Origin of the sequence: Photobacterium piscicola (assembly GCF_046058925.1) — a bacterium.
Classification (GTDB): domain Bacteria; phylum Pseudomonadota; class Gammaproteobacteria; order Enterobacterales; family Vibrionaceae; genus Photobacterium; species Photobacterium piscicola.
Genome location: NZ_CP175534.1, coordinates 3,043,613 through 3,055,286 on the forward strand (window position 1 = coordinate 3,043,613; position 11,674 = coordinate 3,055,286).

9 protein-coding genes are annotated in these 11,674 nt (G+C 41.7%); 5 read left to right on the plus strand and 4 right to left on the minus strand.

The genetic code is table 11. The annotated features are described in order from the left end of the window. Window positions 1–68 precede the first annotated feature (68 nt). Window positions 69–1,661 (minus strand): methyl-accepting chemotaxis protein, encoded by a 1,593-nt coding sequence (locus ACJZU6_RS14245; RefSeq protein ID WP_408900472.1) that lies wholly within the window; start codon window positions 1,659–1,661, stop codon window positions 69–71. Window positions 1,662–1,924: 263 nt separating this feature from the next. After that, complete coding sequence (locus tag ACJZU6_RS14250) at window positions 1,925–3,439, minus strand: CYTH domain-containing protein (RefSeq protein ID WP_408900473.1); 1,515 nt, start codon at window positions 3,437–3,439, stop codon at window positions 1,925–1,927. Between the two features lie 185 nt (window positions 3,440–3,624). Between ACJZU6_RS14250 and ACJZU6_RS14255 the strand changes: the two genes are divergently transcribed. From ACJZU6_RS14255 to ACJZU6_RS14265, 3 genes are all read left to right on the plus strand, one after another. Further along, on the plus strand, window positions 3,625–4,305 hold the full coding sequence (locus tag ACJZU6_RS14255; protein WP_045027941.1) for a TIGR00153 family protein: 681 nt from the start codon (window positions 3,625–3,627) through the stop codon (window positions 4,303–4,305). 31 nt (window positions 4,306–4,336) lie between these two features. After that, a complete protein-coding gene (locus ACJZU6_RS14260; RefSeq protein ID WP_080158573.1) occupies window positions 4,337–5,602 on the plus strand; it encodes an inorganic phosphate transporter in 1,266 nt (421 codons plus the stop codon). Between the two features lie 113 nt (window positions 5,603–5,715). Next, on the plus strand, window positions 5,716–6,327 hold the full coding sequence (locus ACJZU6_RS14265) for a TIGR04211 family SH3 domain-containing protein (protein WP_107276424.1): 612 nt from the start codon (window positions 5,716–5,718) through the stop codon (window positions 6,325–6,327). Between the two features lie 94 nt (window positions 6,328–6,421). On the opposite strand, the gene ACJZU6_RS14270 is transcribed toward ACJZU6_RS14265, so the two are convergent. Then, window positions 6,422–7,384: a general secretion pathway protein GspB gene (locus tag ACJZU6_RS14270; protein WP_080158575.1), complete on the minus strand. Its 963-nt coding sequence runs from the start codon at window positions 7,382–7,384 to the stop codon at window positions 6,422–6,424. Beyond that, window positions 7,384–9,000 (minus strand): AAA family ATPase, encoded by a 1,617-nt coding sequence (locus tag ACJZU6_RS14275; RefSeq protein ID WP_408900474.1) that lies wholly within the window; start codon window positions 8,998–9,000, stop codon window positions 7,384–7,386. Before ACJZU6_RS14275 ends, ACJZU6_RS14270 begins: the two co-directional genes overlap by 1 nt. 251 nt (window positions 9,001–9,251) lie before the next feature. Here ACJZU6_RS14275 and ACJZU6_RS14280 point away from each other — a divergent pair, with 251 nt between their 5' ends. Together ACJZU6_RS14280 and ACJZU6_RS14285 are read left to right on the plus strand one after the other, a co-directional pair. Further along, the gene (locus ACJZU6_RS14280) at window positions 9,252–10,481 is read left to right on the plus strand and encodes a multifunctional CCA addition/repair protein (RefSeq protein WP_107276423.1); all 1,230 of its coding nucleotides are present in this window, start codon (window positions 9,252–9,254) and stop codon (window positions 10,479–10,481) included. A gap of 102 nt (window positions 10,482–10,583) precedes the next feature. Beyond that, entirely contained in the window at window positions 10,584–11,600 is a 1,017-nt protein-coding gene (locus ACJZU6_RS14285) for an IS110 family transposase (RefSeq protein WP_408900906.1), read from the plus strand. Window positions 11,601–11,674 lie beyond the last annotated feature (74 nt).

Consider the following 11,674-nt stretch of genomic DNA (forward strand, 5'->3'; position numbering starts at 1 on the left):
AGCATATAAAAACGCCCATCAACTGATGGGCGTTATAATTTTATTTTATTCAATATGACGCATTTTATTTACACTTTAAATATATCTATTTTTGCTTCTAAATCATTAGCTTGATGCTGCATATCAATTGATGTTTGCGCCAATTCAGTCACCACACCAACCGATCCATCAACCAGTTCTCGTACATTTGTCAGGTTAATATTCATTTCATCAGCCACCGCACTTTGCTGTTCAGCTGCGGCTGCAATATGAAAATTCATATCATTAATACCTTGAATCTGCTCAACAATTTTATTTAACTCGCCACCAGCACTGGTAACGAGATCAACCCCTTCATCTGCTTCAATAACACTGCGTTCCATTAAACTCACCGCTTGTTGAGCACTTTGTTGTAATTGAGCGATCATATCTTGAATTTCAACCGTCGCTGTTTGAGTGCGTTGTGCAAGATTACGTACTTCATCAGCCACAACAGCGAACCCACGCCCAGCATCCCCCGCGCGTGCGGCTTCAATTGCTGCATTAAGTGCTAATAAGTTAGTTTGTTCTGAAATACTTTGAATGGTTACAATCACTGAACTTATTTTATCAACCCGAGTTTCCACTTGATTAACGGCGGCGGCTGATTGAGTAATGTCATTCGACAATTGGTTAATCGTCATCATGGTACGACTCACAAATTGTTGCCCTGTTGCTGCTTGTTCTGAGGTATTTAAGGTCGCATTAGATGCATCACGCGCATGACCAGCCACGGTTTGTACTGTTGATGTCATTTCCGCCATAGCTGATGCTAATTGATCAATTTCAGCAAATTCTTCTTGAGAGGATTCTTTGGTTTGCTCCATCATTAATGACATCACTTCCGCGGATTGTGAAAGTGTGGTTGCCGCTTGGCGTTGAGCAATCAATACCGCTTTAAGCTGACAACGGCTTTGTTCAAGCTCACGACTTAACTCACCAAATTCATCACTACACCTCATGGCTATCGGCTGTGACAAATCATTATTGGCGAATGCTTGAATACTTCGCTTTAAGCCACCGATTTGACGCAACATAATCCGCGATGCGAGTAATAACACCACCACAAAAATCACCACCATTAATGATGTTTGCCACACAATTTGTCCCAAATACTGTTGATAATAACCCGCAGCCAATGCATTTGTTTGGTAACTAATAACCGCTAACTGTAACGCAGGTAATTTAACTATATATCCATAGCCATCATTATCTTGTCGCGTAAATGGCTGATTATTTAGCTTCGTATCACGTAGCAACTGACTTAATGTCAGTCCTTCTTCCAATGGCTGGTTGATACTAATAACCTGATTTAATTTGGATTCCACCAATACATTATCATTTTTATATTCAACAACATATACATTATGCTTGCTCATTTCAGTGGATAATTGAGAGGAATTTAACGCTGACGATTGAGTGTTGGTAGCGGCTAAGCTTGTTAGCATCAACGCATTTGATTGGGCTAATTGCTGCACTTTGTTTTGTTGAGTCGCGATAACAGATTGATAGAATAATTCCGCATCCCACAATTGTTTGCCAATTAATAACAACGTACTAAACACCATCAGTAAAATAAGTTTAGGGGTTAATTTAAGGTTGGTTAACCACTTTTCCCAAGCTTTAAACTCTAGTGTTGCCATTTACTCTCTCCGTATCGCTAACGTTTACACCCTTCACATTAAAAATGATGTGTTATTCGTAAGCCAGTAATGTCATCAATAAGCACCATTGCTCCACTCTTCTATTGCTTATCGACATTTACGGGTAAATATTTAGTCATCCCTTCAAAAGATACGTCAAAACATGATCTGTCCCACATGTTGTACTCGTAGATACAACAACGCCCCGCATAAAGCGAGGCGTTAATATTTAATACTAACTCATTACATGTAACGCATAACGATTATGGCCAGTAAGGGGTTAGCTCTATACTGATCTGCCGAGTCTGACTCATGGCATGCAATAATGATTCTTCTTGACGTTGTAACCATTTTTGCATTTGCGCTAAGTCATCGCCTTCAAATAGAGGTAATAACTGCCGAATAGGTTCTAATGCGCATAAGTCTTCTAAGCCTTGTAATAAATCTAACCATGGCATTCTAAAAGAGATTCGACGGTCTTCATCATACAAGCCTGCGAACGCAATTCCACTCATCAAATTACGCAATAAACGTGGTTTTTGATCAAGATAATCAATACGGCTCAGTTCGCGTTCAGCGGGGAAAACATCAAGCAATTCAGACCATGAACGGGTTAGCATATTATCTGCAAATGCTTTCACTGGTGCGGCTAGTTTATCGCGTGATTTATCGTCGAGAAATGGCTGCCAACCTCGACTTAAAATCCAGCGGCTTAAATCTAGCAATAACCCACAGTAACGCGCAGAACGCATTAATTGGATCATATCGTCACTATCTGGAAGATCTTGATAACGTAGCTCTAATTGCTGTTGCAACTCTTTACGGGCATTCAGCTTACGTAATACATAGGCTTTATCATCAATCAGCGCTTGAATGCTATTGGCATCTTCTAACCACGTTAGCTCGCCTTCCAACCATTGTAATTCTTGGCGTAATAAGGCACTTGCACGACGCGGAATAATGCCACCAAAGGTTGCAAAAGTTTGGCGTAATAAGCTTAACGCTTGTGATATTTGTACCAGAGCTTGCGGTTCTTGGCGTTCCATATAAATCTGTTCATGGTACAGCCAGTGCTCTAACGCATGTTCAAGTGTATTAATGAACGCAGATTCAACCGAATCTTGAAGTGTAGTATTAACAAAAACTAATGGCTTGATAGGATCGCCTTGATAATCAGCAGCAAGTCGGTAGCCACGAGCAGCCTTGCTAAGATTACCTAACCGCATTCCACCATCAACACATAATTCACGCGCTAAAGTGAATAAAGCGTCTGTCTGACCCGATTTAAGCTCTAGTTCTACTTCACAAATTGGCGAGTGTTTATCATCAACACTCACTTCACCATGATCAAATGCTAATTCAATTTGGCTACCATCTGGCATTGCCACTAACCATTGCTGGCGAGTAAAATCAGTACTAAATAATGGCTGAATTTGCTGCTGAACAGCAACAATATCAAAGTCGTGAGGCCAAGCATCTGCGGGATGAAGCGCTAAACTTGGTGCCGTACTATTCACTTCAACATTGTATTCAGGACGCTGATGTAATCCAGCAACAACACGGCCTGCGGTTTTTAATGTTTGAACAAACACATCATCAAAACGACGAATACGTAAACCGATATCATGCTGGCGCAATACTTGATCGGGAGTGTCAAAGTAAATATTACCCAACTCTCGACGGCTCTGTTGCAGAATTTTAGCTGCGGAAATTTTTTCCACCAGCTGAGTTGAAAATTCTGGTAAGACAAAAAACTTCAGTTCTATCTCGGTTTCCATAGTTATACCTATAAACGGTGGCAAACCAAGGATATTTGCTTATTCACTCAAGGGCAAGTGAGAAATATCAATAAAACCTTGATCAAAACTAGTTCCACTATACTCTTTAATACGTTAAAATGCGCGATTCAATGACCATCGCTCAAGATTTAGCCTTATTCGGGCGCTCTTTAGGTTGATCGGCTATGCCAGTAAATACAATAATGGGGCTCTTTGCAAAATCCCCAATCAAACCACTACAACGCCATGTTATTCGCGTAACTGAGTGTTGTGATCTGCTTATCCCGTTCTTCGAGGCATGTAATGCTGGAGATTGGGAAAAGGCGGCCGTTTTACGCGAACAGATATCGCAACTTGAAAAAGATGCGGATGTACTCAAGCGTGAGATCCGTCTGAAGCTTCCTCGTGGTCTTTTCATGCCAGTAGATCGTACTGATATGTTAGGACTGTTAACCCAGCAGGACAAACTCGCTAACCTCTCTAAAGATATCGCTGGTCGAGTCTTAGGTCGTAAGCTACAAATGCCTGCTATCATGTACCCAGACTTCGTGGCATATATTCAACGTTGCTTAGACGCGGCTGATCAAGCTCGCCGTGTAATCAATGAATTGGATGAATTACTCGAAACTGGTTTCAAAGGCAGAGAAGTGACACTTGTTGCCGAAATGATTAATCAGCTAGATGTTATCGAAGACGATACCGATGCTATGCAGATAGTCTTACGTCAACAATTAATGTCCATCGAAGACCAACACAGCCCGGTGGATGTCATGTTCCTGTACAAAATTCTCGAGTGGGTAGGCGCAATTGCTGATCAAGCACAGCGGGTCGGCTCACGTTTAGAAATTATGCTCTCGCGTTCTTAATAACGGGAATTTAACAAAACAAGGTTTTACAATGGAAATCCTGGCTAACTACGGCACTCTATTAATCGGAGTGGCAGCTTTTTTTGGTCTTTTGATGGCGATTGGTATTGGTGCAAATGATGTTGCCAATGCCATGGGTACTTCAGTTGGTTCAAAAGCACTTACAGTAAAACAAGCGATCATCATCGCGATGATTTTTGAATTTGCAGGTGCTTATCTTGCAGGTGGTGAAGTTACCGATACTATTCGTAAGGGTGTTATCGAAACTTCTCTATATGCAGCCCACCCTGAAACCCTAGTTTTTGGCATGATGTCAGCGCTTCTTGCTGCTGGTACATGGCTACTTGTCGCTTCTTTTATGGGCTGGCCTGTTTCAACAACACACTCAATTATCGGTGCTATCATCGGTTTTGCTTGTGTGTCAGTTGGCACCAATGCAGTGGATTGGCATTCAATCCAAGGTATTGTGGGTAGCTGGTTAATTACACCGTTTATTGCTGGTATATTTGCGTATCTGATATTCATCAGTGCTCAAAGATTAATCTTTGATACTGATAACCCAATGGCAAATGCAAAACGTTTCGTTCCGGTCTATATGTTTATCACAGCGATGGTCATTGCATTGGTAACAATTAAGAAAGGTCTGAAACATATCGGTTTGCATCTAACAACGGGTGAAGCTTGGATTGCATCGATTGCTATTTCATTTGTCGTTATGGTTGTAGGTTACTTCTACATTCAGCGTAAGTATGCTGATGACGATCTTGTAGATAGCAACGGTTATGCCGGTGTTGAAAGTGTATTTAGCGTATTGATGGTTGTTACTGCGTGTGCGATGGCATTTGCCCATGGTTCAAACGACGTAGCAAATGCGATCGGTCCTCTATCAGCAGTTGTTTCAACAATTGAGAATTCTGGACAAATTGCAGCTCAAAGCCAAATCGCATGGTGGATCCTTCCACTAGGTGGTATTGGTATCGTCATCGGTCTAGCTACTCTTGGTCATAAAGTAATGGCTACCGTAGGTACAGGCATCACTGAGTTAACACCGAGCCGTGGTTTTGCTGCTCAGTTAGCAACAGCATCGACTGTTGTACTAGCATCAGGTACGGGTTTACCAATCTCAACTACACAAACACTGGTTGGTGCAGTATTGGGTGTTGGTTTTGCTCGCGGCATTGCTGCTCTTAACCTAGGTGTTGTTCGCAACATCGTTGCTTCGTGGATTGTAACATTGCCAGCAGGTGCATTCCTTGCTGTCATTTTCTTCTACATTATACAAGCACTTTTTAGTTAAATAGTGGCAGAGTTCAAAGAGAGAGGTCTCCCCCTCTCTCTTTTCTTGCTCCCTTTCTTTAAAGCCCTTACTATCCGATCTCTAACCATTTCAGGTTCATCAAGGATTCGATAGTGAAGCACCTCATAAGCTTTTTTTTGTTCTGTTTGACACTAATTAGCCCAATAGCTAATGCTGAACAAGCCCATTATATTTCTGACAACTTATTTACTTATTTATTAAAAGGCCCTGGCAGCCAATACCGTATTGTCGGTAGTGTTAATGCTGGCTCACCCGTTACGCTATTAGAAAAAGATAACGGTTATAGTCGTGTTAAAGATGCGAAAGGTCGTACTGGCTGGGTTGAATCTAAATTCATTTCAACTGATGTTGCACTGCAAGAACGCCTGCCCGTACTTGAAACGGAATTAACCACAGTTAAAGCCAGACTAGCAGAAGCACTGACAACCAATGATAATAAACACAGTGATTTAAATAGTGCCTTAGCTCAGCGTAATAGTCAGATTAATAAATTAGAAACACGTAATACGCAATTACAAAATGAGCTAACAATAGCTCAAGACGAAGTGCGCAGTTTACGAGCAAAAATTGACACTCAAAAAGATGATTTATTAATGAAATGGTTTACCTATGGTGGCGTAGTTGCTGGTATTGGTTTGCTACTAGGATTAATACTACCACATATCACACCGCGTCGTCGTAAGCGGGCTAATGGCTGGGCATAAGTATTCCTAACTCAGTATTTATATTATAAGACAATCAATATCACTAAAAAGGCAGCCAATTGGCTGCCTTTTTTTGATTTTCACTTCACGCTAATTACCATTCAGATAGCGCTGGCATGCTAATTTCATAACCATCAAATGTTAGAATAACATCTCGTGATTCAATCTTGACCAACTTCACGCCAGGAGCAATCATATCTCCCTGATGGCGTTCATTACCGTTGACTTTAACCCAACGTTTAGCTGGTGTAGAAGAGTAAATATGCTGATTAAAATTCATCTTAGGCAGCTGTTGCTGCACTGCTGCAGGTAATAAACCAATCGGAATCACTTTGCTTTTTGGCGTTTTAGTCACTGTTGAGTGAGGCTTGATCGCATTACGATCGGCGTTACTACGATCAACCTCGCTATCTTGATAGTGCTCCCCCGTCGTCGCGACAATAGCTGATTTTAACTTCGCTGCGATGTCTGGTGATAGAGCCGACAAATCAAGGTTATCCAACTTGTAAGGATCATCGTTAGTTGATGTCGCTTTAATAACATGTTGAGCAGTATTGTGTGGCAGATCATCACTTGGGCCAAGATCTCGATCTTGCTCGCGCGGTTCACTATTATGCTCCTCAACATTTGACGGTGACTGATACGCAGGTGAGGCCACATATAAACCATCATTGATTGGCAATGGCTCTGTCACAATATCGGGATACGTCATAAAAATAACCTCAGCATTTACCGCCGCAGAGGGGGTATCTAACGCTTGTAGCTTAGGTGCTTGCAATACCGATGGCGGTAATGCGGCGGTTACTAATGAAGATTGATGTGTTGTAGCTGCCGTTACACCAACAATTTGTTGCTGATAAACTTTATATGCCACAATCGAAGCTGCAGGTAACAATGCAATAATAATCGGCATCACCCACTTCACTCGAGATTGTTGAGCTTTAACTGCCCGCATTGGATGGACAATTTTCACCATCTCTCCATCAGCATGACCAACACTTGATTGGCTAGCATTATTTTTATCTGATTGTTTTAATGCCGTTAATAACTGAGACATTAGGCTTGCTCCGGTTGTAACGTAGGCCCAGGAAGATTAAGTGCGGAATCAAGGATCATTAGCGTCATTGGGCCAGCAATACCATCTGCGGCAATATCTTGTGCCCGTTGAAAACGGCGTAATTTATCAAGGATCGTTTGATTAAAATAACTCACCTGTGGGCCATCATCACCTAAGAAAGCATTTAATTGTTGATTTAACCATGCGACTCGTGCGCCACTTTGACCAAAACGAATCGTGGTTTTATCGCCTAGTGGTGGACGCCATAGCAAACTAAAGTGGCCACTCCAACGCGCTTCAAACCATGCAGGTGTCACTGAAATACGTTGTTTATCTAGCAATAATTCAATTCGATCACTCGTAATTGCATACACAACCGCATAGAAAGGCTGCTGTTGACCATCTTTAAGGGTTACGATCACTGGTCGATTAATTAATCCTAAGCGCGTTAATGTCGTTGAACCAGAAAAACACGTCAATGCGATTCGAGCGCTAGTCGCACACGTTGCTTGATTTAATGCAGTATCAAAACCCCATAATTTATACAGACTTTGCATGGCATTACGTTGATTACGGCTATCATTAATGGCGGTCACTAATCGAATTTCAGTGCTGACGACGGCCTTTTTTAACGGTGCCGTATTCGGTGTTACCGCAGGTGAAGAAGATACCGTAGTTAAAGATAATGCTGATGTGGGTGTTTGAGGCCAATATTGCCACGTCACTGTCGCCATCACGCCACACAGTGCCGCTGCGATTGCCCATGGCAGCCATGCTAAGCTTGAACGTGACGAAGTGACTGATGGTACTTGCCAACTCAATATATCTTCACAGGCTTGAACCGCCATTGCCTTGGTCACACTGTGAGTACCACCCTGACAGGCTAACTGCATCGATTTATCACACACCAAGTTAATTAACCGAGGCACTCCCTGCGTTTGTTTAGCGATATAACTGACAATACTGGCATTGAATACCGAATATAAACAATCAACCGCATTAAGACGGTAATGAATATATTCACTGACTTCCGTTTCGGTCAATGGCAGCAAATGGTAACGGGAAGTGATCCGCTGTGCTAATTGACGTAACCGCTCTTGTTGCAATAGCTGCTGTAATTCTGGTTGGCCAATCAAAACAACTTTTAATAATTTGCGGCTATCGGTCTCTAAATTAGTCAATAATCGTAATTGTTCTAACACATCAGGCATCAAATGTTGGGCTTCATCGACTAACAATAATGTCTGTCGACCCGCAGCATGATTAGCAATAAGATGCTGATAAATAATATCTGTTAATTGCTTGAAACTGGCCTCATCGCGATAAGATAATCCTAATTCATCACAAATAGTGGCCAATAAATCATGTGATGATAACGCCGGATTGAGGATCACCGCCACTTGCGCTTGTTGCGGTAATCGTGAAATCATCGCCCGCAGTACCGTTGTTTTTCCTGTCCCCACTTCCCCCGTTAATAAGCCAAAACCACCACCATCGGTGAGTCCTGATAGCATATGCGTTAATGCTTCTCGATGACGCTCACTGAGGTAGAGAAAACGGGCACTTGGCACAATTGAAAATGGTGCTTCATTTATGCCAAAAAAATCTTGGTACATATCTATACTCTAATACTTAAAATTATTTAGGAATAAATTATCGATAACATCATCAACAACATAAAAATACTTAGTACTGACAAACTCTCATTGCTGAGCGATATTTGCTATTATGATGACATCAACAAACCAGTGTATATTGGTTAACAAAATAATACCGATTAACATTATCATGCTGTGATAATGGTGACTTTTTCATTGTGATCTACAACTATTAGCTATTAGCCCCGCGTGGTATTAAGGAGTCTTCATTGCAAACCTATCTTGTCGGTGGTGCTGTTCGCGACACTTTATTAGGCTTACCTATAACAGATCAAGACTGGGTTGTTGTTGGCACCACGCCAACGGCCATGCTTGAATTAGGTTATGAGCAAATTGGCAGTGATTTTCCCGTTTTTCTTCATCCTCGAACCAAACAAGAATATGCCCTCGCACGTACCGAGCGTAAATCAGGCCATGGTTACACTGGCTTTAGCTGTTATGCCGCTGCCGATGTTACCCTTGAACAAGATCTATTACGACGTGATTTAACCATCAATGCTATTGCCCAAGATCAACAAGGGCAACTCATCGATCCATACCATGGTCAATATGATCTAGAACATAAGATCTTACGTCATGTTTCACCTGCATTTAGCGAAGATCCATTGCGCGTATTACGCGTCGCCCGTTTTGCCGCTCGTTTTGCTCACTTAGGCTTTACTATTGCTGCCGAAACCATGGCATTAATGCAAGAAATTGTCGTCAGTGGTGAATTAGCCAACCTAACCCCAGAGCGAGTATGGCTTGAGTGGCACAAATCACTTTCAAGCAATGATCCACAGGTCTTTTTAAGCGTATTACGTCAGTGTGGTGCTTTAGCGGTAATTATGCCTGAAATCGATGCGCTATTTGGCATACCACAACCCGTAAAATGGCATCCTGAAATCGATTGTGGTATCCATACGTTGCTTGTCGCAAAACAAGCAGCTGTACTCAGCGATGATACAATCATTCGTTTTGCTGCCCAAGTACATGATCTTGGTAAAGCACTTTCCCCTAAAGATGATTTACCTCACCATAAGACCCATTGCCGTGATGGTATTAAGCCAATCAAACAGTTATGTCAGCGAATAAAAGTACCAAATGATTATCGTGATTTAGCACTGTTAGTTTGTGCTCAACATACCAAGATCCACCATGCTCAAGAAATGCGCGCCAGCACTTTTATTTCGATATTTGATCAAATAGATGCATGGCGAAAACCCCAGCGCATTGAGCAACTGGCCATATGTTGTCGTGCTGATGCTCGCGGTCGCCACGGTTTGGAAGCAACGGTCTATCCACAAGCAGACATCACCATTGCTGCTTTTGATATCGCTCAAGCAGTCCCTGTCGCCCCGATTATTGCCGCAGGGTTCATTGGCGCTGAAATCAAACAGCAATTAACGCAAGCCCGTACCCTCGCCGTTGATGAATATTTACAGCGTACACGCACCTAATCTACAGCAATAAAAAAGCCGACATAAAGTCGGCTTAATTAGATGGTCCGCCTCACTCTAAAGCCGCTAGGCTTTAGTTGTGAGTATCTAGAGAGGCGAACCATCATGTTAATTAAAGTACTTGGTATTGATTTAGGCAAAACTTCATTTCATCTAATTGGGCACGATTATGCGGGCCGTGAGGTATATCGCAAAAAATGTAACCGTGCTCAACTATTAAAAATATTGCTTCAACTTGATAAAACTACTGTTGCGATGGAATCTTGTGCTGGATCTCACTGGCTAGCAAGAAAGTGCCAATCTTTTGGACATAACACCAAACTAATCCCTCCTCAATACGTTAAACCCTATGTAAAAACTAACAAAAATGACTACATTGATGCTGATGCTATCGCTGAAGCTTCTGCTAGACCTTCAATGCGTTTTGTTAGTGTCAAAACTGAAGAATCCCAAATTTTATCTGCAGTACAACGTATCCGTTCTGGGTTTATTAAAGAACAAACAGCAACGATGTGTCGCATTGGTGCACTACTACTTGAATTTGGTATCAATTTTCCTCGTGGACACGCTGCCATGGGAAAATTATTTCAATGGCTTGCCGATAAAAATCACACCTTACCACCACTTTTGCTTCAAGAATTAGCTGTTCTTTATGAGCATTATCAATATTTACATCAAAAGATTGCTGAGCAAGATAAAAAGATAAAAGCAGTTTTGAAAGAATCAGAAATGGGTGAATTATTACAAACTATCCCAGGTATTGGACCGATGATTGCGAGCGCATGTTTATCAGAAGTACCATCACCAAAAGATTTTAAAAATGGACGACATTTAGCAGCATGGGTAGGCTTAGTTCCTCGTCAATATTCAACAGGAGGGAAATCCACACTGCTGGGTATCAGTAAACGAGGGAATAAGTCATTAAGGACATTATTTATTCATGGAGCACGAGCTTTGATATCAAGGCCAAAAATAGCTGAAGCTATTTTTGGGGATTGGATAACAGAATTATTAAAACGAAAACCATTTAATGTTGTAGTTGTGGCGTTAGCTAATAAGTTGGCAAGGATCGCTTGGTCAGTAATGGTAACTGGATTGCCATTTAGAAAACTAAATTAATCAGATTTGCATGTGTAGAGAGATAACAGAACGGTTAAACCACCAGATAAAGGACCTGATACAAAAAACAGTGA